At 53.6% G+C, this 26,540-nt stretch carries 21 protein-coding genes; 20 read left to right on the forward strand and 1 reads right to left on the reverse strand.

Annotation, left to right across the window (positions count from 1 at the left end; all coding sequences use genetic code 11):
* Positions 1-305 precede the first annotated feature (305 nt).
* From A6M21_RS01120 to cas6, 6 genes are all read left to right on the forward strand, one after another.
* Positions 306-1,709, forward strand: coding sequence for an amino acid permease (locus tag A6M21_RS01120; RefSeq protein ID WP_066666056.1), 1,404 nt, complete (start codon positions 306-308; stop codon positions 1,707-1,709).
* Between the two features lie 308 nt (positions 1,710-2,017).
* A complete protein-coding gene (gene ald, locus A6M21_RS01125; protein ID WP_066666057.1) occupies positions 2,018-3,163 on the forward strand; it encodes an alanine dehydrogenase in 1,146 nt (381 codons plus the stop codon).
* Positions 3,164-3,261: 98 nt separating this feature from the next.
* Entirely contained in the window at positions 3,262-4,380 is a 1,119-nt protein-coding gene (alr, locus tag A6M21_RS01130; RefSeq protein ID WP_066666058.1) for an alanine racemase, read from the forward strand.
* A gap of 286 nt (positions 4,381-4,666) precedes the next feature.
* A complete protein-coding gene (locus A6M21_RS01135; protein WP_066666059.1) occupies positions 4,667-5,152 on the forward strand; it encodes a flavin reductase family protein in 486 nt (161 codons plus the stop codon).
* Positions 5,153-5,316: 164 nt separating this feature from the next.
* On the forward strand, positions 5,317-5,589 hold the full coding sequence (locus tag A6M21_RS01140; RefSeq protein ID WP_066666060.1) for a ferritin family protein: 273 nt from the start codon (positions 5,317-5,319) through the stop codon (positions 5,587-5,589).
* A gap of 587 nt (positions 5,590-6,176) precedes the next feature.
* Positions 6,177-6,926 (forward strand): CRISPR-associated endoribonuclease Cas6, encoded by a 750-nt coding sequence (cas6, locus tag A6M21_RS01145; protein ID WP_066666061.1) that lies wholly within the window; start codon positions 6,177-6,179, stop codon positions 6,924-6,926.
* 143 nt (positions 6,927-7,069) lie between these two features.
* Here the strand turns inward: cas6 and A6M21_RS01150 are convergent, their stop codons facing one another.
* Positions 7,070-7,975, reverse strand: a complete 906-nt coding sequence (locus tag A6M21_RS01150; RefSeq protein WP_066666062.1) for a nucleotidyl transferase AbiEii/AbiGii toxin family protein — start codon at positions 7,973-7,975, stop codon at positions 7,070-7,072.
* A gap of 234 nt (positions 7,976-8,209) precedes the next feature.
* Between A6M21_RS01150 and A6M21_RS01155 the strand changes: the two genes are divergently transcribed.
* The 14 genes from A6M21_RS01155 (at position 8,210) to A6M21_RS01215 (ending at position 26,532) form a co-directional block, all read left to right on the forward strand.
* A complete protein-coding gene (locus tag A6M21_RS01155) occupies positions 8,210-10,249 on the forward strand; it encodes a TM1802 family CRISPR-associated protein (RefSeq protein WP_066666063.1) in 2,040 nt (679 codons plus the stop codon).
* Positions 10,246-11,232, forward strand: coding sequence for a type I-B CRISPR-associated protein Cas7/Csh2 (gene cas7b, locus A6M21_RS01160; protein WP_066666064.1), 987 nt, complete (start codon positions 10,246-10,248; stop codon positions 11,230-11,232). Before A6M21_RS01155 ends, cas7b begins: the two co-directional genes overlap by 4 nt.
* Before the next feature lie 6 nt (positions 11,233-11,238).
* A complete protein-coding gene (gene cas5, locus A6M21_RS01165) occupies positions 11,239-11,967 on the forward strand; it encodes a CRISPR-associated protein Cas5 (protein ID WP_066666065.1) in 729 nt (242 codons plus the stop codon).
* Positions 11,964-14,312 carry a CRISPR-associated helicase/endonuclease Cas3 gene (locus A6M21_RS01170; RefSeq protein ID WP_066666066.1) on the forward strand — a complete coding sequence of 783 codons (2,349 nt, stop codon included), beginning with the start codon at positions 11,964-11,966 and terminating at the stop codon, positions 14,310-14,312. Before cas5 ends, A6M21_RS01170 begins: the two co-directional genes overlap by 4 nt.
* A gap of 398 nt (positions 14,313-14,710) precedes the next feature.
* Complete coding sequence (locus A6M21_RS01175) at positions 14,711-15,883, forward strand: PDDEXK family nuclease (RefSeq protein WP_066666067.1); 1,173 nt, start codon at positions 14,711-14,713, stop codon at positions 15,881-15,883.
* A 17-nt stretch (positions 15,884-15,900) separates the two neighbouring features.
* Positions 15,901-17,544 carry a hypothetical protein gene (locus tag A6M21_RS01180; RefSeq protein WP_066666068.1) on the forward strand — a complete coding sequence of 548 codons (1,644 nt, stop codon included), beginning with the start codon at positions 15,901-15,903 and terminating at the stop codon, positions 17,542-17,544.
* Entirely contained in the window at positions 17,519-18,190 is a 672-nt protein-coding gene (locus tag A6M21_RS01185; protein ID WP_066666069.1) for an RAMP superfamily CRISPR-associated protein, read from the forward strand. The genes A6M21_RS01180 and A6M21_RS01185 overlap by 26 nt, the downstream gene beginning before the upstream one ends.
* Positions 18,184-19,782, forward strand: a complete 1,599-nt coding sequence (locus A6M21_RS01190) for a type III-B CRISPR module-associated Cmr3 family protein (protein ID WP_066666070.1) — start codon at positions 18,184-18,186, stop codon at positions 19,780-19,782. Before A6M21_RS01185 ends, A6M21_RS01190 begins: the two co-directional genes overlap by 7 nt.
* Positions 19,763-21,274, forward strand: coding sequence for an RAMP superfamily CRISPR-associated protein (locus A6M21_RS01195; RefSeq protein WP_151191742.1), 1,512 nt, complete (start codon positions 19,763-19,765; stop codon positions 21,272-21,274). Before A6M21_RS01190 ends, A6M21_RS01195 begins: the two co-directional genes overlap by 20 nt.
* Positions 21,264-21,824: a type III-D CRISPR-associated protein Csx19 gene (gene csx19 / locus A6M21_RS01200; protein WP_078060293.1), complete on the forward strand. Its 561-nt coding sequence runs from the start codon at positions 21,264-21,266 to the stop codon at positions 21,822-21,824. Before A6M21_RS01195 ends, csx19 begins: the two co-directional genes overlap by 11 nt.
* A 22-nt stretch (positions 21,825-21,846) precedes the next feature.
* Positions 21,847-23,847 (forward strand): TIGR03986 family type III CRISPR-associated RAMP protein, encoded by a 2,001-nt coding sequence (locus tag A6M21_RS01205; protein WP_282434516.1) that lies wholly within the window; start codon positions 21,847-21,849, stop codon positions 23,845-23,847.
* Positions 23,848-23,958: 111 nt separating this feature from the next.
* The gene (locus A6M21_RS01210) at positions 23,959-24,216 is read left to right on the forward strand and encodes a hypothetical protein (RefSeq protein WP_151191743.1); all 258 of its coding nucleotides are present in this window, start codon (positions 23,959-23,961) and stop codon (positions 24,214-24,216) included.
* Positions 24,217-24,223: 7 nt separating this feature from the next.
* Positions 24,224-24,388, forward strand: a complete 165-nt coding sequence (cmr1, locus tag A6M21_RS19415; RefSeq protein ID WP_201721812.1) for a type III-B CRISPR module RAMP protein Cmr1 — start codon at positions 24,224-24,226, stop codon at positions 24,386-24,388.
* 41 nt (positions 24,389-24,429) lie between these two features.
* Positions 24,430-26,532, forward strand: coding sequence for a TM1802 family CRISPR-associated protein (locus A6M21_RS01215; protein WP_151191744.1), 2,103 nt, complete (start codon positions 24,430-24,432; stop codon positions 26,530-26,532).
* Positions 26,533-26,540: the final 8 nt, after the last annotated feature.

Genomic DNA, 26,540 nt, shown 5'->3' on the forward strand with positions numbered 1-26,540 from the left:
ATAACAGACGGGGTAAAAATAGTTTCAGCCTGTTCCTGTTCGTCATATGACAGGGCTAAAATATTTGACAATCCTGGTATATTACCTGTCAAGGGATGCCGCTGAAATTGTCGAAAATCTGTTGCATGTCTTATATATCAGGTAATTTAAAAAGCGGGGAGGGGTTGAGGCCGGCGTTGACAGCGGGTGTTGAGCGCTATTGTGGTCAAAGCACCGGATTTTACGGGTAGAAAGGGCGGGATGTGTTCATATACCGTCAATGATATCTGTAAAGTGAAGAAATCAAACCAAAAGGAGGTAATGATATGCTCGAGCAGCCAAAAGAAGAGCTACACCGGGGTTTGCAGGAAAGGCATATCCAGTTAATCGCCCTCGGTGGAGCAATCGGAGTGGGCCTGTTCCTCGGTTCGGCCACCGCCATTAAAACAGCCGGTCCGGCACTGATGCTTTCCTATGTCATCGGCGGCCTGGCCATATTCATCATCATGCGGGCGCTCGGCGAACTGGCCGTGGCCTACCCGGTTTCCGGCTCTTTCAGCGCCTACGCCAACCGTTTTTTAGGCCCTCTGGCCGGGCACGTCACCGGTTGGACTTACTGGTTCATGTGGCTGACCACCTGCATGGCGGAAATCACCGCCATCGGTGTTTACGTAAAATTCTGGATTCCCGGCATGCCCCAGTGGATTCCGCCGTTGATCGCCCTGGTGGCCATGACCATCGTCAACCTGATTGCCGTCAAGGCTTACGGTGAATTTGAATTCTGGTTCGCCATCATTAAAGTGGTGACCATCGTGGTGATGATTATTGTCGGCGCCGGTATGATTTTCTTCGGCCTGGGCAATCACGGGGTGGCCCTCGGCTTTAGCAACCTGTGGTCCCATGGCGGTTTCTTCCCCAAAGGATTCAGCGGCATAATCATGGCTTTGGTGATGGTGATGTTCGCCTACCTGGGAGTGGAACTGATCGGCGTGACGGCAGGTGAAGCGCAGCACCCCGAAAAAGCTATTCCTTCGGCCATCGACAAGGTGCTCTACCGGATTTTGATCTTCTATGTCGGTGCGCTGGTGGTGATTATGTCCATCTATCCCTGGAATGAAATCGGGACCAAGGGCAGTCCGTTTGTGATGACCTTCGCCAAAATCGGTATTCCGGCGGCGGCCGGCATCATCAACTTCGTGGTGCTCACGGCGGCCCTTTCTTCCTGCAACAGCGGCCTGTTCAGCACCGGGCGCATGCTCTACAACCTGGCGCTGCAGAAAAACGCCCCGGCATTTTTCGGCAAGTTGAGCCGGACAGGAGTTCCTTTTGTGGGCATTATTTTCTCCTCCATCTGCCTTTTGTTGGGTGTGGTGCTCAATTACCTGGTGCCCGCACAGGTATTCATTTACGTAACCAGTGTGGCCACCTTGGGAGCCATCTTTGTCTGGGGTCTGATCCTGGTGGTGCAGATGAAATTCCGGAAAACGCTGAGCCCGGATCAGCTGGCCAAAGTGACCTACCGCACGCCGGGTTATCCGGTGGCCAACTGGATTGTACTGGCTTTCCTGGCCTTTGTGGTAGTCCTGTTGTTCTTTACTCCGGATACCCGGATTGCCCTGTACGTGGGTGTAATCTGGTTTGCCGTGGTCATTGCGGCCTACTATCTCCTCGGGTTGCACCGGAGGGACAGCGGGCGCCTGCAGCCTGAGCCGGCCAAGAAAATCCTGTAACTTGCGCTCATTCCAACGGTTGTCATTGGACCCCGCCGCATAAAGAAAGAACGGACATCCGGCGGGGTCCTCCATTTAACCATAATAGCGGCGGCGTAACGTTTGCTTGAAGTTTTTTTAAAAACCAGGCATTGATTGAGCTTAACAACAATAGAGGGCAAACCGGTCAAAATTTTAATAGCGCCGGGCAAGAAAGTAGCACGTATTTTGTGTAAAATATGAGAAAATAGATAACAGGAAGCGTGTATCGTGCACCGTTAACTATGCGCTGCGCAAGGGTATAAACACTTAAAAGGGGGTACGTGAAGATGATTATTGGTGTTCCCAAAGAAATTAAAGACAACGAATACCGGGTGGGCATCACCCCGGCCGGAGTGGAGGCTTTCGTTAAATCCGGCCATCAGGTGGTCATCGAAGCCGGCGCCGGTCTGGGCAGCGGCATCGCCGACGACGCCTACGTGGCCGCCGGTGCGCGCATGCTGCCCGCACCGAAGGATGTGTACGCGCAGGCGGACATGATCATGAAGGTCAAAGAACCCCTGCCGTCGGAGTACGATCTGTTCAAAGAGGGACAGCTGCTGTTCACCTACCTGCACCTGGCTCCGGAGCCGGAGTTGACCAAAGCGCTGCTGAACAAAAAAGTGGCCGGTGTGGCCTATGAAACCATTCAGACCAACCGGGGCGCCCTGCCCCTGCTGATGCCGATGAGTGAAGTGGCCGGCCGCATGTCGATTCAGATTGGCGCCCAGTTCCTGGAAAAACAGTACGGCGGCTGCGGCGTGCTGCTGGGTGGCGTGCCGGGCGTGCTGCCTGGCAAGGTGGCCATCGTCGGCGGCGGCACCGTTGGTACCAATGCAGCCAAAGTAGCCATCGGCCTGGGCGCCGAGGTTACCATCCTGGACAACAGCGCCGACCGGCTGCGCTATCTGGACGACATTTTCGGCGCCCGGGTGAAGACATACATGTCCAACAGCTATCATATCAAGGAAGCAGTGAAGGATGCCGATCTGGTTGTCGGTGCGGTGCTCATTCCCGGCGCCCGGACGCCCAAGCTGGTCACGGAGGATATGGTCAAAGCGATGAAGCCGGGCTCCGTAATTGTTGATGTGGCCATCGATCAGGGCGGCAGCGTGGAAACCGCCGACCGGGTGACCACACACACCAACCCGACCTATGTCAAGCACGGCGTCATCCACTACGCTGTGGCCAACATCCCCGGCGCGGTGGCCCGCACTTCCACCTTTGCCCTGACCAATGTCACCCTGCCCTACGCCCTGGAACTGGCCAACAAGGGTCTGGCCCGGGCGGCCAAGGACGATATCGCCCTGGCCCGCGGCGTCAACGTGCTGGACGGCAAAATAACTTACAAAGCCGTGGCCGAAGGGCTGAATATGCCCTACACGCCGCTGAACGAACTGCTCGATGTGCCCGTTGATATGATGCGCATCGCCTAGCGCACCGGTTGTGCCTGACGGCGCACCGGTGTAGAATAGATAAAGCAAAGGCCTCTCGCCTGAGGGGCCTTCGCCGTATCTACAAGGGAGAGATGGTTATGCTTACCCGTCCGGTCCGGGCGGAAGTCGACCTGGGCGCCGTTGCACACAATATAAGGCAAATCAAGGGGCTGTTAAAGCCGGGCACGGAGATGATGGCCGTGGTCAAGGCCGACGCCTACGGGCACGGCGCCCTGCCCGTGGCCCGGGTGGCTTTGGCCAACGGCGCCACCCGCCTGGCTGTGGCCATATTGAATGAAGCGCTGGCCCTGCGGGAGGGGGGCGTCACCGCGCCCATCCTGATCCTGGGCTATACGCCGGAAGAGCAGGCTGACATGCTGGTCGCCCGCGACATCACCCAGACCGTATTTACCATGGAAATGGCCCGGTCGCTCTCCGCCGCGGCGGTGAAAGCCGGCAAAACAGCCAAAGTGCACCTTAAAATCGACACCGGCATGAGCCGCATCGGTGTCACGCCGGAAGAAGCACCGGATTTCGCCGCTGCAGTGTCCGATCTGCCGGGCCTGGAAGTGGAAGGAGCTTTCACCCACATGGCCACCGCCGACGAAACGGACAAGTCCTTCACCCGCCGGCAGTTCGGCCGCTTTATGCAGGCCATGGACGGCATCGCCGCCCGGGGAATCAGCATTCCGGTCAAACACGTGGCCAACAGCGCGACCACCCTGGAGCTGCCCGAAATGCACCTGGATCTGGTGCGCCCGGGGATCATCATTTATGGCCTGTGGCCGTCGTCCGAAGTAAAGCGAATCATCGACCTGAAACCGGCCATGCAACTCAAGGCCAGAGTGGCTTACGTCAAAGAAGTGCCGGGCGGCACCTCCGTCAGCTACGGGCGCAAATTTACCACCGCCGGCACGGCACGCATTGCCACCCTGCCCATCGGTTATGCCGACGGCTGGTCGCGTCTCTTGTCCAACAAAGCCGAAGTGCTTATTCACGGCCGGCGCGCCCCGGTAATCGGGCGGGTGTGCATGGACCAGTGCATGGTGGACGCGACCGGCATCCCGGATGTGCAGGTGGGCGACGAAGCCGTGCTCTTCGGCCGCCAGGGCGATCAGTTCCTGCCGGTGGAAGAACCGGCCGCCAAAATGGGCACCATCAACTACGAGCTGGTCTGCCTGATCAGCAAGCGGGTGCCGCGGGTGTATGTGGAGTAGGTTTTCCCGGACGCGCCGCTCTAGGATAAAACGCCGGCGTTCTACTGCGGGTGTATATGGAGCAGGTCTTCCACAAGTCCGTCACCGGCGGACTTGCCCGTGTACACCGGTGCCAGGACCAACCCCGGAGGTAGCTCTCCGGGGTATTGTCTTACTTAAATGAGCCAGTTCAGCGCAAATTGACAAACCGCTCTTCCCGGTGCTATACTCTACCTGGTACGATTTTGCCAGTTATGGTTTATATTTACCCGGCGGATTTGCCGCCAATCTTGGGAGGGTGGTTTAAATGGCTGTAGAAGTAAAAATCGCGGTGAATACTTTAATCTGGCCGGTTTGCCTGGTCGGGGCAAAGGAAAATGATAAACACAATGTGATGACCGCGGCCTGGGTCTCCCAGGTCTCGGCGAATCCCCTGCTGGTGATGGTCTCAGTCGCTCCGGGCCGCTATTCGCACGACATGATTGTCCGCACCGGTGAATTCATGGTCAGCGTGCTCAGTGCGGCGCAGCAGGAAGTATCAACTTTCTGCGGCTCCCGTTCCGGCCGGGATGTGGACAAGATCGCCCGGCTCAATTTGCAAACAAAGCCGGCGGAGGCGATCAGCGTTCCCCGCCTGTCCGGCTGTGTGGCCAACCTGGAATGCAAAGTAACCGGACAGCATACGGCCGGTGATCACACCCTGTTCATCGGCGAAGTGGTGGCGGCCGATGTGGCAGCAGCAGATGTGCAGCCGCTGATCATGTACCGGGGGAAAACTGTGAGTATGCGGTGATGTAAGGCAAGTCAGGGAAAGCGGCTTGCCGGGTATAATAAATATGCGCTAAAGAGCAGCCGGAGGGGCTGCTCTTTTTGTGTCCGGATTTTTTTTGCGCGGGATAAAATAAGCGGGATTAAACAAAATATTATACAGGATTTAAAACTTCGAGGAGGGGCTTTATGCACACCCTGAGCCATTTGCAGGAAGCATTGAACCAGAAGGAGCAGGCTTTGATGCAATACGTACGCTATATGCGGGAAGCCGAAGACAGTGAGAACCGGAAGCTTGCCGGCCTGTTTGCCGATTTGGCCAAGGCCGAGGAAAAACATATCGCAGTGATCCGGGATCAGTTGGCGGAATCCTCCGGGCAAAGTGATGTCCTGAACAAATACCAGGAAATCAACCAGTATAACTCGCAGCATTCCACTTATCAGGAGATGCCGGAACAATAATTAAGGGTGTGCCGTAGGCGCTTCGTTCATCATAATGGTGCCGGACACCCAGTCCGTCAGCCATAATGCTCTTTCAAAAACTTTACCCCGGGTCCCAAGGAGTCCTTAAAATGTCTCTGATCCGGGAAGGAAATATGTAGTAACCTGGCGAACTTAGCAATAATTTGGATGGGATATTCTGGCCGTTACCGGAAATAATCTTGAATTTTCAGGTCTAGCAGTCCTATACTGCCCCGGCATACAGTTTTCTTGCTCACTGTACCGGCGCTTTTTTTGCCTGCGGTGGTGGTGTGGAATTATTGTAAAAATTTTTTCGTTAAAAATTTATGGGTGACAGGAAGCTGTCCGGGTAATTGATTATAATCAACACTAAATCATATTTGGCACCGGTGTTGAAACAAGCCGGGCAGGCGTTCCCGGAACACCCGGGAACAACGGGATTCCCGCTGGACAGGCTTGCAGTGACTTCAAAGCCTCTTTTTCGCAATATACCGGGTCTTGTGCGATCCGGCATGTAATAACAGGTAAGGTCTGGTAACTATAGAGTATTTTAAGGCTGGCTAATTAATTGCTTGGGGGTCATATCTTTGCACGCGTACATAAAGCTTCGCATGGAGCCGTCTACGCCGGCCGTGCCCATTCATTACAACTATCTGATCCAGTCCGCCATTTACGCCGCGCTGCCGGAGGAAACGGCCGCCCGCCTGCACGACGGGGGTTTTCAAAACAGCGGGCGCAGCTATAAAATGTTTGCCTTTTCCCGGCTTCTGGGCAGGTTCAACCTGGACCGGACCGCGGGGACGATCGCTTTTCCGGAAACGGCAACCCTGGTGGTTACTTCGCCGGACGTGAAGTTTTTCCTGGCCCTGGTTAATAATTTGCTTTCCCGGAACCGTCTCCGCCTGGGACAATCAATTTTCCGCGTGGAGGAGGTGCGCTTCGACGAACAGTTTGCGGACGATGGGGTATTGGCCGTGCGCACACTGTCACCGGTGGTGGCCTACAGTACCCTTCTGCGGCCCGAAGGGGGGCGCTACACCTGTTATTACCAGCCGGGCGAGGGGGAGTTTGACAAGTTGATCACTGCCAACCTGGCGAAGAAGTACCAGGCCTTTCACGGCCGCCAGGCCCCGGAGGGGGAGGTCCGCGTACGCCCCCTGAACAGGCCGCGCCTGCATGTGACCACCTATAAGGGGACGGTGGTCAAGGGTTATACCTGCCCCCTGCAGCTGAGCGGCCCCAAAGAACTGCTGCAGACGGCCCTGGACGCCGGTCTGGGGGGCAAGGGCAGCATGGGGTACGGGTGTGTGGAGAAGGCGGGGGGAAGAAAGGCGTGAAAAGTTAACTTTAGCAAATTGATTTGCCTTAATAACGCCCGGCAAAGTATTTCGGTTAACCGCGTTACCGGGCATCAATAGATGACGTTAAAAGATGGCGTTAAACTGATTTTGCCAACCGCAGTTGCGTCTTGTATTACACGTTAACTTCCGCCGGGCTTGCCGACGATGCGCCTGAGCAGCTTGATCCTTTGCTCCCGGTAGAAAGTTTTCAAATCCTGCAGATTGAAAGGTTTAAGCATTTTGACCGGAAGCAGTTCAATCTTTTCCGCCTCCTGCATAGCTGCGGCAAGCCAGTACAGATCAAAGCCGGTATCTTTTTGGGCGGCCATTTTGGTCATTTCCATAAAGTCGAAGTACTCCCTGGATAGAAAATAAACATCAATAAAGTCGCGGGGTTCCGCCCGGCCGAACAAGGCCAGCATCTTATTGGCGGCGATGTCCTCCAGCCCGTCCACAAATGTTTTAATTCCGTTGATGTCAAGTTGTACCGGTGGTTTGAGCCTGAATGGAGCATCAAGGGCCAGGTCAACCTTTAATTCCTGCTCAATTAAAAACCTGACAAAGGTTGCCTGCCTCCTCTCCACCTTCACATCAAGACCGGCCGCATGAAGCTGGCTTTCAAATTCCCGCGCCGTTGGCGGCAGGGAAATGGCCTGATCAGTAAATAAATCCAGATCGTCCGACTCACGGTGCTTGAGATAGCATACGGCCAGGGCCGTCCCTCCAGTGAAGTAAAAGTCACCGGTGCTGTTTACTTTGGTAAATATTTTTAACGTCTTTTTTTGCAAGGAATTAAGGCGCATAGTTATTTCTCTCCTCTGCGTTTCGGAATGCAAATATTCAGACCAGATTGTCCTTATTCCAGCCGGCAGAAACCTTTCGGTCAGTGTCTGTTCAATCTGATGGATGTCCAGTTTGGCGATGTCGGCGGCCGAACCTTCACACAGGATGGTCTTGGTAAGCCAGGTGGCAAAGGAAGGATTTTTTAAAACAGCCTCCGGCGTGCTCCAGAATAAAGCTTTTTCGCGGCTCTTGTCCAGACTCAATGACAGCCCTCCCGGGTGTTTTTAAGCAAGTGCTAAATCCTTATAGGTAGGCTAAATGGCAATAAAAACAATCGTTTCAATTCCTTGGCAGGGATACTAAAAAAATTATCTTTTAGGTTTAAATAAAAACTATTGACAAGATTTTACCACATGAGGTAATCTAAAGTAAAGTAATTCTTGCAATAAAAACAATCTAAGGAAATTTACATTCATTTCGATTTTGGAGGTGATAAATTGATTGATGCGGCACGTGTGATGGCATTGGATTTCCTTGTGGGGGAACTGGCCGGGGAAGAACTGCCCGCTGAAGTGGAAGATTGGTATCAAAGCCTGCGCCGGAATTTTCCCGGCATGATGTTTCCCTATCTGGTAGAGGACAGCGGCAGGATGGGAACGGTATATATTTTGGAGAAATGCGCTGACAATCTGGTGAGGCTTTCAGTACAGGACATAGTGAGCGGTGCCGGTGGTCAGGGATGCACGCCTGACAAGTTGCCATTTATGCGGCCTTCCGGCTCGCAGAGCGCCCAGGTCGGGCCTGTTATTAAAAGAAGCTATGATAAGACGAAAGGAGGTGGGCCGTCGGAAAAAATTTTGATCACGACGATGAAATATTTTGATGAGGTAGCACAGGCAGACAGGCCCTGGTCACCCTATTTCCAGGATATTGTAGACATCCTTGGCTGTAACGAGATCAGATTGCCAGGTGGAGAAGTGCTTAACTGGCGGGATCGCGATTACGCAAACATGCTTGCGTGCGCGGTGGACAGGATCGGGCCGCAAAAGGGCACGGTAATGCTTACTGTAAGGGACAGTAAAGGCCTGCTGCCGGGTGAGAACCCCCTGTATCTTGATTACCTGTTGACAGAGAAACTGGCGGGGGAAAGATATGCTACTAAAGATGCACCGGCTAAAGAGGAAGAAACGTGTTGCATTTGCGGTGCCGGCGGGGTAACTGTTTATCCCAACGCATTGAGAGGGGCGGGTATAAACCTCTGTAACGTGGACAGGGCCGGCGCTTTTCCCGGGGTTGATACAGTAGAGGCCTGGAAAAGGTTTGCCCTGTGCGGTTCCTGTGCCGATCTCCTATATATATATAAATTTCACGTCCTGAAAAAAACCGGGCCGAAAAAAGACAGGCTGCCCTTCAGCGCCAGGATCGCCGGCGAAAATGCCCTAATAATCCCGTCGTTTTTACCTGGTTTGCCGGTAGAAGACCGCCTCGAAGTCTTGAGGGAAGTAGAAGATTATATTGAAAACATGTCTGATGATGCGGAACAGGATGAAGACTGGCTCCTTGAGCTCCTGAAAGATAAAATGGCTGTCTTGAATCTGCTCATCCTCTGGGCCGACATCGGCCAGGAGATAGCGAACGTGACCGGTATGATTGTCGACGTGGTTCCCAGCCGGCTAAGGGAGCTTTCTGAAAAAAACGCCGTCGCGCTGAACTGGAAGCACCCCCTGTTTCCAAAAGTGCCGCTGCGAAAGGGGCAGGCGGACTTCAAGCCGGACCTGTCCCTGCGGGCACTGCGTCCATTGTTTTGGAGACCGGGTGGTAAAAAGGCCGAAGGCGTAAATAAAAGCAAGCAGCTTTTTCAGCTAAAAAGGCTGGTCGCAGCAAGCGTTTACCGTCACAGCGGGATCCCGGAGGATCGCTTCTGGGAGGAGATTATGACGACGGCACGCTGGTACTGGCTGGAGGCTTTAGAACAGAAAGAAGGGCATAGGGGGTTGTTGTATGAGGGCATGGGTAAAAAGGGGCCGTACCTGACGGCGGCCGGATGGGTCAGGCACCTGAACTGGTGGCTGTATTATTTCAAACAGGTGGGGTGTATGGAGATGGAAAAAGAATACTTCAAGCCCGGGATGGAAGAATTGAGACCATACTTCGGGCCGGAAAGCGGCATAAACACGCCAGAAAAGGCGTTTGCCTTCATGCTGGGCGTGCTTTACGGGAAACTGCTACAGGTCCAGGGCGCCAGGGGGGTAAATGTGGGCGCAAACGCCCTGAGCTGGCTGAAAAGGCTCACCCTGCAGGGAAAAGATTTACCGGAGCTTTACACAAAGATCAGAGAAAAGCTGCTGGCCTATGAAACCGAAAAAAGTGAAAAAGTAAGGAGCCTTATCTCGGAAATTGGTCATTTAGGGGTTAAACTGGGGGACGCAATCAATCTTAATGAAACCCAGACCAACTATTATCTCCTTTTGGGACAGTCCATGGTGGCCGACATATTGCCTGGAGAAGAAAAAAATAAAGGAGGGGGTTCTAAATGAGCGACGATGAAAAAACTTTATCCGGACGGAGAGAATTTCTATTTCTGTACGATATCAAGATGGGAAACCCGAATGGGGATCCCGACGAAAACCGCCCCAGAGTTTTACCCGATGGGACTTATTATGTTACCGACGTACGCCTGAAGCGTTTTGCTAGGGATTTTTTGAAGCACAGGGGATATGACATCCTGGTGGGCAACATTGAAGGAAGGACGACCAACCTGACCGGACGGGTGGCCCATTACCTGAATACAGTGGGAAAGGAAAAAGCCGAAGGTAAAGAGCTGGTGGAAATTATCCTGGACGCCTTCATTGACGCTCGTTTGTTCGGCAGTTCCTTCGCCTTTAAAGAAGGAAAAATCATGAACAAAGATGGTAAAGAAGAAAAATGGGAGCCGAAGCCGGAGCCCAAGACTATGACCGGTGCCGTCCAGATGAATATGGGTGAAGTACTGCACCGGGCGGAAAGCGTCGATATCCATGGTACGTCGGTTTTTGCCAGCGATGAGTCCAAGGAGCAGGGGACCTTCACCACTTATTTCGGCTTGCGGTACGCCATGATTGGCTTTTCGGGGGTTGCCAACGAGCATTCCGCCAGGATTTCCAGGATGACCGACTCTGATTACGAGATGCTTTTGAAGTCCCTCTGGCATGGCGTGCGGTCGGCGGCAAACACCAGGACCAAAGTGGGTCAGGTCCCGCACCTGCTGATAAGTGTGGAATACAAGTCTGGAGAGGAGTTTCAGTTTGGCCGGCTGCACGATTACGTCCGTTTGGCCGCCGTCAACGGCAAAGATGAGAAGGCCTGGTCTTCTCCGGCGGACTACCGTGTGGATCTGAGCATGCTTATGGACAGGATCACGGGTCAGTCCGGCCGGATTCAGACGGTGCGCTACGCCCTTTCGGAAGATATCCAGCTTGCATCCGGTCTGCCTGCCGGATGGGTATCCATGGATATCGAAAGCATATCCGAAGGTTGCTGATCAGTAATGATTAAGTTAATCAACTTTCGCATAAAGGGGCGTTTCGGCCATTTTTTACGGGCGGATGCGGGGGCCAGCGCCATCAGTTACCCTGTTCCGCCGCGGACTGTGCTCATGGGGATAGCAGGAGCCGTGCTGGGCCTGGCCAAGGACCGGCCGCAGGTGGCCCTTGAACCTATGGAAGTAGCGCTTGCCGGCAAGATCCCTCAGACGCACTGGCACAAGGCGAAGCTACGCAAAGACCCGCCCGACTCACTTCCATATGAGGTAAAGAGAAACCAAAAACAAGAAAAAATTACCAAACCGGAAAAGGCCACCTTGATTAATCAGGAATGGCTGTTCGAGCCTTCATATGAAGTATGGGCCGGATTGCCCGAGCCTTACCACAGCGAACTGGAAGGAAGGTTGAAGGAAAGACGCTGGTATTTCCAGCCACATCTGGGGCTGTCGGAGATGATGGCGGATCTGGAGTATATTGGCACCGTGGATGCCGAAAAGCTGACGGAAGGAATTTATCCGGTGGAAACCGTTATGATGCTGGAACAGGTTAAACCGGACATTGAGAGGATATATAGCGATAAGCTGGCTGTCAACATTTTGCGAATGCCCAGAACAGTAAGCCCGGAAAGGGTTTTTGACCATGCCCGCTACTTGATGGAGAGGGAAGGACGCCCGGTGCCGGTCCGCACCGCCGGGGCATACCTGGCGGGGAAGAAGGTTTTGATGTTTTTATGAATGAAAGAATAAACTCACATCCGCACCTCTTTCTCAAAGAACATATCGAGCAGGTCAAAAAAGCCCTGGAAGGCATCTGGAGCTGGCACTTACCGGAAACAATAACGCCGGCGGTAAAAAAACTGCTGGGAAAACTGACCGAACTGCACGACCTGGGCAAGGGAACGAGCGCGTTTCAGGAATATATCAAAGATCCCCCCGGCTACAGGGGGGCCGGTGACGAAAAGTCCCATACCCCCCTGTCCCTGCTGTTTACCCTTGCCATAGCCCTTGACGGGGGGTGGGACGAACTGGATACTCTGATTCTGGCGGCCGCTGCCAGGGGTCACCACGGCAGGTTGCCCACGGTGCCGGAAAAAAAGCTCGGTGGAGCCTCCTGCCCGGAATGGGATATTGACAATTTTGCCGGTGGCGAAAAGGCCAGGCTGCTAAAAAAACAGTTGAGCATGGTCAATTTCTCCGCCTTGGCAAAAGAAACAGGCGTTGATCTTAAAGACCCCCTTCAACGCCTTGCTGCTCAAGATGTCGTTAAATTTCTCGTAAAATTAAAAAAATTTCTTATTAACCGGGTCGCAGCCAAATTGTTCTCCCTATCCATAGAAGATGCCGTTGATTTCCGTCTGAAAGCCCAGTTGGTCTATTCCATGCTTCTGGAGGCCGATAAGGCGTTTCTGGCTGTTTCCGACCCGGAGCGTTATCTGAAAAGAGACGCCAGGCAATGGCAGGCGCGGTGGATTGATCAGTATATAGGCATGCCCGGGGATTCGGCGACGAACCAGTTGAGACAAAAAGCCAGGCGTGAAGTAATGGTTGCCATAGATAAAAACGAGAAGGGAAGGATTTTCAGCCTGACCGCACCCACAGGGAGCGGTAAAACCCTTCTGGCTGCCAACTGGGCCTTTAAATTAAGAGAGAAGACTGCTTCTGAAACCGGCAAGCCCTCAAAGATAATTGTGGTACTGCCATTTCTGTCTATCATCGATCAGACAACAAAAGTGTACGGAGATCTCCTGCAAGCCGGCGGGTATGAGGCGGACGGCGCATGGCTTCTGACCAGCCACTCCCTTGCCGACCGTAACTATGCGGAATGGCTGGAAGAGGGGGAGAGGCCTTTCTATGTGGATACCTGGCGGAGTGAGTTAATTATCACCACCTACGACCAGTTCCTGATGAGCCTGATGGACCCTGAGGCCAGATACCAGATGCGCTTTCATAATCTCTGCGACGCCGTTATTATCATGGACGAGGTGCAGTCTCTTCCATGCCGGCTATGGCAACCCCTGGAAAAAATATTTAAAAGCCTTGTCACGACATGCAACAGCAGAATTTTACTGATGTCGGCTACATTACCTCCCTTTGTAAGTGATACGCTACCGCTTCTCCCAGGGTTTGAAAAATATTTCTCCAGTTGTAAAAGGTACGTTCTTCGTTTTAGAACCAAAGAGAAATTGTCCATAGAGCAGTTTTGTGAAGAGTTGGAAAGCCGCCTGCCGGCATGGGCGGGGGAAAATAAACGGGTCTTGCTCACCTTAAACACGCGCCGGAGCGCCCGGAGAGTAAGAGATGCCCTGGCCGGCCCGTCCTCAACTGCTTCCGGGGTACCTGTTTATTTTATCAGCGCGGACGTAACTCCCGGGGACCGCCTGGAGATTATTAAGAAGATTAAGGCGGGTAAACCGTGTATTGTTGTTTCCACCCAGTGCATTGAAGCCGGTGTCGATATCGACATGGACCTGGTCCTCCGGGACTTTGCTCCGCTGGACAGCCTGGTTCAGATTGCCGGGCGCTGCAACCGGGAGGGCAAGAAAGGTCGCTGTCCGGTGGAGATCGTCGACCTGGTGGACGAAGAAGGGGAAAGGTATTCTGAAATGATTTATGATCCCATTCACCTCCAGGTGACCAGGGACTTGATTGAAAACGAAACGGAAGTGCCGGAAGAAGAGGTGCTTGAGTTGTCCAACAGCTACTTTCAAGGTTTGTTTTCCAAAAAAGATACCGGCGGAATCCATTTGATCAGGTTTGCCCGCTGGCAGGAAGACCTGCCCGTGCATGAACTCCTGCGGGGAAAAGAAAAAATGCAATATACGTTTTTAGTAATTCAGCAAGATCCTCAATTAAAAGAAGATATGGCCAGAGCCAGTGGTGAGCACGACCGCTGGAAGCGCAGGGAAGCCTGGAGAAGGCTGGCCGGTCGAATTGCCCGTATCTCCGTTGGTGTTTACGCCAGGCCTAGCTTTCACCCGCAACAGATAGCCGAAGATTACCTTGGACACTGGATTTTGCAGGAAGGTTATTATTCCAGCGAGCGCGGTTTGTTGGTCGAGGGGGAAACGAGGGTTTTGTAAGTGGTTTGTTTTCCGCGGCCATGTTTCAAGCAGTCCGGGCGGGAGATATCAATTTTGCCAACAAAAAAAGAAATAATTAGAGACGGAGTAGTATACCAGTGAACAAAAGTGAATTACATATGAAAATTGCTCGTTACTGATAACAGAAGGCCGAAGGAAGCTTGAGATCGGCGGAACGCGAATTGGCTGCGGGGAGTTTTTCGTTCGCTGCATAGAAGAAGAATACGGAAGGCTATATGACCAATTATATGATGACCGGCAAGAAGGAGACTATGAACTTTATGTGAAGTTTCAAAAGGATTTAGTAGGAAAGGAATAAGAAAATGTAAAGATTTTCTGGTCAAGTTACGACATCTTGTGAGATGCCAGGATTAGGAGTAAAAGGATGGTGCCACATAATGTCTAAATTATTAACCTCATGCACGACCGACCACCTTTTTCTGCTTATTGGAACCAATCCACTGCCCAATTATGTCACAGCAAAATTGCTGGCCGGTCCGAAAACACACGTTTATCTCGTGCACAGCGATGAGACAGGGGACCTGGCGAACAGGCTGGTGAGCACGTTAAAGCTGCCGGAGGGCAAATGGAGCAAGGTGTCGGTAAAGGAGGCGGACCCCTGCTCTATTTACAGCGAGGTTTCTAAATATGCCCGCGACAAATCGGTTATCGGTCTGAATTATACCGGCGGGACCAAGCTAATGGCCGTACATGCTTTCCAGGCGGTAAGAGATGCGGATCCCGACGCCATTTTCAGTTACCTGGACGCCTGGGAATTAAAAATGATAGCCGGTAGATCGGGAGCATATCCAGTTGAGATAACGGCAAATAACAAGGTGAATATAAACTTTAAAGAACTTTTGAGTCTGCACGGCTTGACCCTCGATGAAAATGAATTTTCCAAGGAACTGAAATATCCTCATTTGTGTAAAGCGATCGCCGATCTTAACAAAAACGAAAAATCATTGAGTGTCTGGAAGAGATGGGTAAATAAAAACCAATGCAAAGATTTGCCTTTACAAGTGGACGAATTGGATGGCGTTATCCAGGCAATGCGGGAAATTTGCGATGGTTTGGAATTCAACGGAGACAACCTGGCCCGGTTCCTGGGCTATGAAAGGGGGCTTTCTTCCAGCCAGATCTGGTTTCAAGGAAAATGGCTGGAAAACCATGTTTTGAATATTATCATACAGTTAGTTAACCGAAATGACATTACTAATGTCAGTGATTACGGCATGAATCTAAGATGCAAGAAAGACTCTAAACAAAAGGACAGTTCTTTTGAACTGGACGTCGCCCTGATCCTGGGGTATCAGTTATTTGCCATATCATGTATTGTCTCAGATGATAAGGCAAAATGCAAGGAACACCTTTTTGAAGCTTACGTGCGGGCCAAGCAGATGGGAGGGGACGAGGCCAAGGTGGGTCTTGTTTGCAATTATGACCGGCCGGAATTATTGCAACAAGAGGTGGAAGAGTCATGGGACGTGCCGAAAAAAAAGATCCGCGTTTTTGGATCAAAACACTGGCCGGCCCTGACGGAATACTTGATGGACTGGTTCAACTCATAATTTAAGGGGGGCTAAGTATGGGCCGGCTTGCGCTGACTGTGGTGGATACGGCAGCCATTCAGGATTACGTCTTTTCCAGCAACAACCTCAAACAGAACGTGGGGGCCTCCGAACTGGTCCACCGGGTCACCCACGAATGGGTGTACGAAGGTTTAACCGAAGTAGGGCTTACCAATATCATATTAGAGAAAAAAGAAATTGTTGTGAATGCAGAATTTATTAATGATCTGCAAATAGAGCGGGACGGGCTGGTTTCGGAATTGGTTTACGCGGGCGGGGGCAACGCTGTAATCCTGTTTTGCTGCCTGGAAAAAGCGAAAGAATTCGCCGGAAGGCTCACCCGGCGTGCTTTGCTGGAAGCGCCGGGGCTGCAGGTGGTTGTGAAGCACGGAGAATTTGATTGGCAAAATGACCCCCTTTCCAAAAAGGTACGAGAAGTAATTGGAAAATTGAGCGCCAAAAAGGCCGACCGTCCGGTATCGGCGCCGCTCCTCGGCCTGGGGGTGACGGCGGACTGCCAGTTCACCGGCCTGCCGGCGGTGTGTATAGAGGCCAAAGAGGAAAGGCGTATTTCTGCGGCGGTACGGGCCAAGCTGAAGGCTTTTGACGGGGCACACAGCCGGCTTTTGAAGCTCCTGACCCTGGATGACGGAAAAGAACGGTACAGAATACCCAAAGAATTCGACGACTTCGGCCTCGCCAGAGGGAGGTCCAGTTACATTGCCGTGGCGCATGCCGACGGTAACGGGATAGGCAGCCGGGTCAACGCCATTGCCGAACAATACCCGGAACCCGGGGACAACCGCCCTTACATACTGGCAATGCGCCGTTTTTCCAATTCTGTAAATGAAGCTGGCGAAAAAGCGCTGAAAGCAACCGTTGATTGTCTAAAAGGATCCATCGTAGAATCAGACGGCGCCAAAAAGGTGGCCGGCATTGTTGAATTGAAAGAAAATTATCTTCCTTTTCGTCCCATCGTGTTCGGCGGCGACGACACCACTTTTGTCTGTGAAGGCCGCCTCGGCCTTACCTTAGCCCAGAAATACCTTTCCATTTTGAGCGGCCAACCGCTGTCCGATAACGGCCGACCCCTGTCGGCCAGGGCCGGGGTGGCGGTGGTAAAGGCCCATTATCCCTTTGCCGGAGCGTACCGCCTGGCCGAAGAACTGGCTCAATCCGCGAAAAAATATATAAAGGAGATGGAGCGGGAAAGCGGTGAGAGTGAAGTCTCGGCCATGGACTGGCATTTCGCTGTGGGAGGTTTACTGCGGCCCCTGGACCTGATCCGCCGGCAGGACTACACCGTGGATAACAGAACCATTAACATGCGGCCGGTCCGCCTGGGCGGTGTAAAGGGAACGGACTGGCAGGCCTGGGATTTCTTTGCCTTCATGGTGGGTGAGTTTAAAAAAGATCAATGGTCATCCAGGAAGAACAAGTTGAAGGGCCTGCAGGATGCTTTGCGCCGGGGAAAGGAAGCGGTGGAGCAGTTGCGCCTGATTTATCAGCTGCCTCTTTTACCTGCTGTGCCGGGCAATGACGCATCCGCCAGAAACGGCTACGTCGACCGGCGCTGCACTTGCTATGACGTCCTGGAAGCCCTGGAATTTTTCGTACCGCTGGAGGTGGCTGACCATGCAAACAATGTGGCTGAAGTTTAAACTTTTAACCGATGCCGTCTTCGGCCGGGGGGATGGGGTGGCCGGCGGGGTGGACGCAGAGGTCTCTCACGACCAGTGGGGACTCCCTTATCTGGGAGGCCGGGCCTTGAAAGGTGTCCTTCAGGAAGAGTGCGCCAATATCATTTTTGCTTTAAGATTGCAAGGCAAATGGGATGAGAGCCTCCGGCAGGCGGCCCAAAGGCTGTTCGGCTGTCCCGGCAGCAGCGCCGGTGACCAGTCCATCATGCACGTTGGAGACGCCCGCCTGCCTGAGAAATTGCGGAAGGCGGTGGAAAGCGGCGTCGGGCGGGAGGAACTCGAGCCCGGCCAGGTGCTGGAGTCTCTTACAGCGATCCGCCGGCAGACGGCCGTCAGCGCTGAAACCGGCGCCTCGCGGGACGAGATGCTGCGTTCTGTGCGGGTAATCCTGCGGGAGACTGTTTTTGAAGCGCCCCTGACTTTTTACGTGGAACCCGGGCCGGGGGAGTTGGCTCTTCTGGCTGCCTGCGTGAAGGCCCTCCGGCGGGCCGGCACCGGGCGCAACCGGGGTTTGGGTGAGCTCAAGGCATTGCTTTGCGACCACAACATGGCGGACGTAACACAGAAGTATTTTGGCGTTTTTCAAAGGGAGGTGCTGCGATGCTAGCCTATACCTTTACCATAACTCTTCTGGAACCTCTTTTGGTCACCCGGATGGGCGCAGGCGACCCCAACAGCGCCGTCAGCTTCAACTTCATCCCGGGCAGTGTGCTGCGCGGCGCCCTTATCAACCGGTACATCCGCCGGGAGAAACGGGGTGGAAAAGTAGATGCTGCTGAAAGTCAGTTCCGCCGGATGTTTTTTAATGAAACCGTATGCATTTTAAACGCCTATCCCGTCACCGGCAGAGGCGGGCGCAGCCTGCCCACCCCCTTTTCCTGGCACGCGGAAAAGGATACAGAAGAACCAGCTTTTGACTTTGCAGTCAAAGACGTAACTGATCAGGCCGTAGTTTGGAAACATGTTGACAAGCCTTTTTGTGATGTGGAAGAAACTGGGGCAAACGAACTGTGCGCGGAATTTTACCAGCCTGACTGGCACCTGAGCCTGCACATTGACCGGGGTGACCGGCAGCGGGTGAATCGTCCCGGGACGAGCAATGTCTTTCGATACCAGGCCCTGGCGCCGGGTGAGAGATACCGCGCTGCCATTGTTTTTACGAAAGAGCTGCCTGCAGCCGAAGCTGGTTCTTTTAAAAATGAGTTCGAGAGGCTGGTTTTCCGGGGAGCGGAATTCAGTCTGGGCGGTTCACACCTGGCCGGCTACGGCAGGGTGGAGATCGGTGATGCGTCATGGGAGGACCACTGGCGGGAATACGACCCCGTGGGAGAGGATACGGGCGAGGTGGTGGTAACTCTTTTAAGTGATGCTCTTGTTCGGGACGGGAAGACCGGCAATTGGGCAGCGGACCTGGAACCCGCCCTTCATGTGCCCGGCCAGGAAAAATTGAGAGCTTTCAAGCGCACCCGCATTGTGGGCGGCTTCAACCGCACCTGGAACCTGCCCCTTCCCCAGTCCATGGCCATCCAGGCCGGCAGTGTTTTTATTTACAGATATAGTAAGGAGCTTATGGATCGCCTGAAAAAACTGGTCGTAACCGGCATTGGCGAAAGACGCGTAGAGGGATTCGGACGCCTGGCGGTGAACTGGCACCGGACCGAAGAGATAACCGTGCGGGGAAAAGCTGCCGAAGATCAGAGTCCGCGCTATGTTTTAGGTGAAGACGACGGGGAGGCCCGCTTCCTTGCTGAAATAATGGTGAAGCGGATGCTCCGGGCGAAATTGGACGAATATCTGGCAGGCGCCATACAGCGCATAGCCATCAAATCCCTCCCCAACAGAAGCCAGGTTTCCAGATTGCGAACCGTGCTGAGGCAGGCAATCGGCGAAAAGAAAATAGAGCCGTTGCTCGATCACCTGGAAAAGATGAAGAAAACGGCTTCTATACAGTTCAGCAGGGCAGTTGTGCAAGATGGTTTGTTGGAACAGACGCTGGCAAAATGGGTAAAAGAAATGGCCGGGAATCTTGACGGGATGTGGGATATCCTCGGAGTGGAAAAGAAAAAACTGCCCTCGGTGGGGGGACTTAAGCCGGAGTTGACCCCTGAACTGGCCCTGGAATACACCGTCCGGTTGATTGATGGTGTGCTGGGTAAAGCGGTAAAGGAGGAACGGAGCCGTGCAGGAAGCCAGATGTAAATGGATGCATAGCCGCGAGATCCGCGAGCGCATTGTGATCACCGGCCGGCTGGTACTGGAAACTCCGGCCCACTTTGGGGGAGATGGTGGGATTACCATGGTGGACATGCCCCTTCACCGGGACTCCCTGACAGGCCGCGCCGTCCTCACAGGCGCATCCCTGGCCGGAGCTTTGCGTAACTACCTGCGGGAGCGGGAGCAGGGCTACCGGGCGGATGGTAAGAAGGGCAGCCTGGAAAATACCTTACTCGGTTTTCAAAAAGACGACGAAGGCGAACAAAGCTGGCTTATAGTCAGCGACGTCCTGGCGGAGGAAAATCCCTTTCCGGCGGGTGATGAAGCCAACGGGAAATTTACTGATGAAACGGCGCACGGGAACAAAAGTGCTGGTTACCAAATTGAGTTACGGGATGGGGTAGCCGTCAACGCGGCAACCCGTGTTGCGGAAGATAAGAAAAAATACGATTGGGAATTGCTGGCAGCCGGCGCTGGATTCCCCTTGCGCCTGGAACTTCTGGTTAAGGAAGGTGACCGGGAAAAGCTGTTGCACGGGCTGGCTATAACACTGCAGGGGCTGGAGAGGGGGGAGATAGCCCTGGGAGCCCGTAAAAACCGGGGCTTCGGCCGCTGCCGGGTGAACTGGTGGGAAGTGCACCATTATAACCTGGGCAGGCCGGAAGGGCTTTGGGCATGGTTGTCCGGCGGCGAAGGCGAAAAGGCCGGCGGCCCCCGGATCAGTGAACTGTTGAACGTGCCTGATGCCGACCTGGACAGGCGGGGGCTCTTTTCTTTGGACGCCATCTTTACCCTGGACGGCTCTCTGATTATCAGGTCCGGTTCGGGCGGGGCGGACGATCCGGATGCGGTGCACTTACGGTCTTTTCGGCTTAAGCGGCACCGCCCGGTGCCGGTGTTGAGCGGTACGAGCCTGGCCGGCGCGTTGCGGGCCCGGGCGCTGCGCATCGCCAGGACTATTGGCCCAGAGGAAAATGCCACCGATCTGGTCAATGGACTTTTCGGCCCGCCCGGAGAAAGCAGGGCTCCCCGGGCCGGCCGCCTGGCGGTGGAGGAGACCGAAATCGTCGCACCGCTGGAACAGGTGGTGAACCGGGTAAAGATAGACCGTTTTACCGGCGGCGCTTTCCCGGCAGCCCTCTTCAACGAGCAGCCGCTTTATGGCCTGGATGAAACAAGGGTAAAGGTGAAACTAACGGTCCAGAATCCGGAGGAAGAAGAGATCGGGCTTTTGCTGTTGTTGCTGAAGGACCTGTGGACCGGCGACCTGCCCCTGGGCGGCGGGGCCGGTATCGGCAGGGGGCGGCTGAGGGGGCTGGAAGCAAGAGTTGCTTGCATAAACAACGGCCGGCTGGAAAAGGAATGGCTATTGAGAGAAACTTCGGTCAACCAGTTAATTATCGAAGGCGGGCCACCGGAAGAACTTGAAAAACATGTGCGGGCATTTGTAAGGAGGATGGAGGAAAATGGCCTGTAAGATGACCGCAGGTTTGGTAAAAATTGATTGTCTGCCGGTTCCGGCAGGACTGGAAAATGATATTAAGGACTGGTTCTGCCGGCAGAGCCGCCTTTACGGCCTGCGCTGGTTTTTAGCCCATGCGGATGACGGGGTGATCTGGGGCGAAAGCAGGGAGGCGGGACTTGCCCTCTCCGGCGATTCTTTTCCGGAGGTTTCCCCTCCTTTGAGGGCGGTCACGCTGCAGCAGGCCCGCCTTTTCGGAAAAGAGGGAGAGCTGTTTTTGTGGCAGGACGGCGGTGACCGGCGGGCCAGGCTGATACGGGACGGCGTGGGGGAGGAGAAAGAATATTATGATGAAGACCAACTCCTGTGGGGTAATAAGCTTGAATGCTGGAAAGACGGCTTTGCCTTGTTGCGGCAGGGCAGCGAAGGACTGCTCCATGCCCCGCCGCTGCCGGAAGGGGCTGAGCTGCCGGTAAGGCTTAAAGTGCGTCACTATATAGATTACGACTCCGACGACGGCCAGGCTTTTATTGCCTTTAGCCGCCTGGTGTCCTTGAAATATTGACGTAAAAGGAAGTGAATCCAAGGTGAACCCGAGACACGAGAGCCCTAAAGACCCACGCCGTGTAGCCCGCGCCCCTTATAATTTTGTCCCCCTGCCGGAAAGAGTGGTGACAGTTGATGTCGGTAGTCTGCCCGGACATGACGTCTACACCTGCAACAACGGTTACATCGACTGTACCCTCACTGTGGAGACGCCCCTTTACATCCGGTCGGCCATGAGCCCGGACTTTTTCAAAAAATACGGGGATAAGGAATTTCACGAGCTGGCTGAAGATCATAAGAACGAGCGGGCCCGTTTTTTTTCCACCAACGGTCCCGGCCGGCCGCCGCAGCCGGTGATACCGGGAAGCAGCCTGCGGGGTATGACGCGGTCGCTTTTGGAGATTGCATCTTTTGGCAAGATGCAGTGGGTGGCCGGGGAACCCGGGGTGACTTTCCGCGCGGTGGCGGCCTCTCAGAAAAAGGATCCCCTGGCGGCGGTCTATCGCAGCATGATGACCGGTGTCAAGGCAGGCTACCTTGAGAAAAAAAGAAACGACTGGTTTATCATTCCGGCACTTGAGCCCGTAAAATGCGGATTGGCCGCGAAAAAGCCTTATAAGCCTTACCTGGAAGTGAAAGACAAAAAAATAACGGGACTGCGGGGCTTTATTAAACTGGAAGATCCAGAATACATTCCTCAGTATCATGACATTAGTTTTGACGGAAAAATAATAAAGGGAAAGTTCGTCGTTCAGAAAATTGGGGCAAGAAATGCCGGTTACAAGTATAAAGGGGTTCTCGTCTGCACCGGCAGCATGCGGGAAACAGCAGGGGAGGCGGCCAGCCAGGAGCAGAAAACCCGAAGAACCACCCATGTTATTGTACTGGAAAAAGATAATGGAGCAAATCCTTTGAAGATCGAAAAAAATGTTCTGGAAGATTACAAGAATACGCTGACTCCTTTCCAAAAAGAAAAGCCGTTTGACAGGGAGTATGGATGTCTTGTAGATGGTCGTCCAGTTTTCTATATTCTGGAAAACCGCCGGGTTTTCTTTTTCGGGCACTGTCCAAATTTTAGAATACCAGCCATTCCGGAACAATTGAATCGTGCTGCCACCCCACGTGACTTTGTTCCCCTGGCTCTGCGCGGAGAAGGAGAACTGGACATGGCAGAAGCCATATTCGGCTTTGCACCTTCTGCCGCCAAAGAAGTTAAAGAAAAGATAACAGACGGTCGGTCCGGGCGGGTCTTTTTCACCGATGCCCGTCTTCTGCCGGCTCCAGGCGGCTGCTTGTCGGCAGAAAAGCCGGTTCCGCCGAAAGTGCTCAGTTCGCCAAAGCCCACGGCTTTTCAGCATTATCTCACCCAGTCGGAGCCGGATAATCCCAGTAGGCTTTGCCACTATGCCAGCCCGCTGCACGCAACGGTCATAAGGGGGCATAAGCTTTACTGGCATAAAGGTTGCGTCAACCTAAAGGACATAGTGGAATCTGATAAAGAAAAAATGAAGCGGTTTTTTAAACAGTATACCCGTATCATACCGGTGAAGCCCGGAGTGAAATTCACTTTCCGTATTTACTTTGAAAATTTAAAAGACGAAGAACTGGGAGCCTTGCTTTGGGTGCTGATGCTTCCCGGTAAAAAGGGGATAGGGTACCGCCATAAGCTAGGGATGGGCAAGCCCTTGGGCATGGGGACGGTGAAAATTGTACCGGAGTTGAACTTGATGGAACGTAAGAGCCGCTATATGAAATTGATGCAGAATGGTATCTGGTACCAGGGAGATGTTGTCAATAAGAGCCCGGAACAATTGATGAAAGCTTTTGAGTCAAAAATCTTAGAAGCCATTGACTCTACCGACAAAGAAAACGCCGATTGTCTGGCTGACACCGGACGTATCATGAGGCTTTTGAAGATCTTGGAGTGGCCAGGGCCGCCTCGGGAAAGTACTGGCTATATGGAACTCAGTTCCTTCAAGGATCGCAGGGTTCTGCCGGACCCCCTTGATATTGATAAATCCGATAGAGATGGATCATTATAAGAATGTTTCCGGGGAATGGTATAGTCAAATATCTAATTGAAAAGGAAGACGGAAAAGGAATTATGATAAAAATACATCGGGAATTTATTCCTGAACGAGGGAAGTGAAACAATGCTCTACCTCGTTCGTTGTTCAACCTTCGAGGACATTGTCACGGCCGTCAAGCAGGCGGATGAAATGGTGGTGAATATCACTGGCGGTACCACGGCCATGCAGCATACCGTGCAGCAGGTGGCCGCCCTTGCTGCGGATCTGGGCCGGGCGGTCCGGCGGGCGGACCTGGTGGACCGGCGCCTGCCGCAGGAGCAGAGGGACGACCCCTATGTGCTGGGTGAGCTGATCTGGCTGGACAGGGAAAGAAGGGAGTGAAAGTATTGTGCCTGTAGGAAGAATAACTTTTGAGTGCCGCGTTTTGACGCCGATGTTTATAGCCGGAGCGGACGGTCTGACACCGGAGTTCCGCGCCCCTTCGCTGAAAGGCGCCATGCGCTTTTGGTGGCGGGCCGTTCAGGCGGAAGATGGTTTTAAGCTTGATAGGTAGAAAAGTCTTTTTCAATTTTATCTTATAAGGTGGTGAAACAGGTGTTTATAGAAAAACTAATCTCTACCGGCAGACCTTTCCTGGCCTACGGCATGACTCCTGCCGAGACACTCCATCAGGTTACGGACGTCTCCACCGATGGAAGGTTTCTGGAAAATGTTATCGTTGTTGAGCTGGCCCCTGGGGAGGAATGTCTGAGGTGGGGTGTCCTGCCACTCATGACCTGGGGCGATTATGAGGAACTGGAAAGTGAGGTGAAAAAGAAAAGCGCAAAGAAAAAAAAGACGGTGTTCATGCCGGATACCGCCCGCGGACTGGCCCTGCCCTATGCCCTGGCTTCCGGAGGCAATCCCACAGTACCCCAGGGGCGGTACGGGGTGGCCGTCTACCCGGCATACCCGAACAGCATGGCTAAATTGACGGCTCCTGGCGAGGTCGTAAAGTTTCTCGACAAGCGGCTGGATAAAACCCTTGACTTGCCAGTTAGTTTAAGTGAAAGGGATCTGGAAGCCGTTGCCGGCCGGCTCAGCAGCCTGGTGGAGCAAGTAGAGGCGAAGGCAGCAGATAAGCGGAATCAGGGGTATGCCCTGATTGCCCTGGTATTCCCCGAAACCGGCGGATCTTATCTTTATATGGATAAGGCGCCGCCGAAGGGTGACCGCCGGCACATCCTGGTCGGTGAGAGCATGCTTTGTCCCGGTCAATATATCGTCGCCGACACCGCCCGGTTGGAAAAATGCTTTTGGGAATCCAAGATGGCCGAGGGAATGGAGAAGGGACAGCGGGAAAAATGCTCCATCTGCGGCAAAGAAGAGGCGTCGGTTTCACCTTATTGCAAGGCCTGGAATTGGCTGAGTTACACCTGGGATGCGCCCCTCCCGGAAAATTTCCGCGGTGACACTCCGGACCTGGCCGGGGCAGTGGGCGCGCTCTGCCGGACATGTTATTCTTCCCTGATTATGGGTGCGGGCATTTTTAACGAGATTTCCGCTTCTTTACCATACTATTTGACGAAAGAGTTGTTCATTCCGGTCGCCTCGGCCGGCGGCAGGGATGCGGCCAGAAAATCCAGAACCAGGCCTCCGGCAGTTTTCGGGTGCGCCCTTGTCCTGCCCTTCCGCGGGGGGATGGATGCCGCTGAAAGCGGGGAGATGCTCAAAGAAGCGCTGGACGTTTTTCGCAGCAAGAACCTGCGTAAAGGTAAAAACGACCTGTCCATCGCCGCCATTACCGGATTTGAAGCGGTTCTGCCGGGCGACTTCAACAGTGACGACTACCGCCTCACCATTGTCTACTACCAGGCATCCCAGGCTGATGTCCAACTACGGGCGGTGATCGAGGATGTCCTGCCCTCCACAGTGGGAACACTGACCGGCTATATGCCCCGGGTAGCCGACGAGGCAGCGGAAATCAAGAAGAAAATAGCCGTTACGGAATCTGATTTCACAGCTGACAACTACCGGTCGCTGATCTATATCTTAATCAGGGCCTACGGCGGCGGTTACCTGTGGCACACCCTGCGTTCCGTTTTAAACCGGCGGCCGGTGAGCCGGGAAAGGTTTGTCCGGGGGACCGCCCTGCGCATGAACGGCTATGCCGGCCGGCCTGATGACAGCTCCTTCTGGGGGTTGCGGGAAGAAGTGGCCTTTTACCTGGCTTTCCGGAAGTTTTTAAATTTCTACAATACCGCTATTTTAAAGGAGGGTTACACTGTGCCGGACTGGCGTCAGATGCTGGACAAGATTGCCAATACCACTCCCGACCAATTGATTTTTAATGATGTAGAAGAACTGGGTTTTGCCGCCGGGTATCTCACCAACCGTTTTGGCCGCTGGTTCTATTACAAAACCGGCGGGAGCAGTGAGAAGAAAGCGGAGGGGAAGGATTTTATCAAGCACAGGGTGATGACTTTTGGCTCAAAGCTGACTCCGGATATGGTCTGGCGCAAAGCCTTGAGCCGCTTTCAGGAATACGCCGTCAAACTGGACATTAATTTAACTGATGATTTTCGCCGCCGCGCCGGAGTGGTAGAGAGCGAATACAGACGTCTGCGTCAGCAGGTGGAAAGAAACCGGGATGAATTCATCGGCGCCTTTTGGAGCGGTTATATGCTTGCTTCCGAGGCTGCCAAAAAAGGAAACTAAACGATAGT

Origin of the sequence: Desulfotomaculum copahuensis (assembly GCF_001655685.1) — a bacterium.
GTDB lineage: Bacteria > Bacillota > Desulfotomaculia > Desulfotomaculales > Desulfovirgulaceae > Desulfotomaculum_G > Desulfotomaculum_G copahuensis.

Bases quoted from the DNA above. Each gene is read 5' to 3' on its own strand.
- A6M21_RS01170 (WP_066666066.1), top strand. From the start codon at position 11,964: ATGAATGAAAGAATAAACTCACATCCGCACCTCTTTCTCAAAGAACAT.
- csx19 (WP_078060293.1), top strand. From the start codon at position 21,264: ATGGCCTGTAAGATGACCGCAGGTTTGGTAAAAATTGATTGTCTGCCG.
- alr (WP_066666058.1), top strand. From the start codon at position 3,262: ATGCTTACCCGTCCGGTCCGGGCGGAAGTCGACCTGGGCGCCGTTGCA.
- ald (WP_066666057.1), top strand. From the start codon at position 2,018: ATGATTATTGGTGTTCCCAAAGAAATTAAAGACAACGAATACCGGGTG.
- cas5 (WP_066666065.1), top strand. From the start codon at position 11,239: ATGATTAAGTTAATCAACTTTCGCATAAAGGGGCGTTTCGGCCATTTT.
- A6M21_RS01210 (WP_151191743.1), top strand. From the start codon at position 23,959: ATGCTCTACCTCGTTCGTTGTTCAACCTTCGAGGACATTGTCACGGCC.
- A6M21_RS01140 (WP_066666060.1), top strand. From the start codon at position 5,317: ATGCACACCCTGAGCCATTTGCAGGAAGCATTGAACCAGAAGGAGCAG.
- cas7b (WP_066666064.1), top strand. From the start codon at position 10,246: ATGAGCGACGATGAAAAAACTTTATCCGGACGGAGAGAATTTCTATTT.
- A6M21_RS01120 (WP_066666056.1), top strand. From the start codon at position 306: ATGCTCGAGCAGCCAAAAGAAGAGCTACACCGGGGTTTGCAGGAAAGG.
- A6M21_RS01175 (WP_066666067.1), top strand. From the start codon at position 14,711: ATGTCTAAATTATTAACCTCATGCACGACCGACCACCTTTTTCTGCTT.
- A6M21_RS01190 (WP_066666070.1), top strand. From the start codon at position 18,184: ATGCTAGCCTATACCTTTACCATAACTCTTCTGGAACCTCTTTTGGTC.
- A6M21_RS01135 (WP_066666059.1), top strand. From the start codon at position 4,667: ATGGCTGTAGAAGTAAAAATCGCGGTGAATACTTTAATCTGGCCGGTT.
- A6M21_RS01180 (WP_066666068.1), top strand. From the start codon at position 15,901: ATGGGCCGGCTTGCGCTGACTGTGGTGGATACGGCAGCCATTCAGGAT.
- A6M21_RS01185 (WP_066666069.1), top strand. From the start codon at position 17,519: ATGCAAACAATGTGGCTGAAGTTTAAACTTTTAACCGATGCCGTCTTC.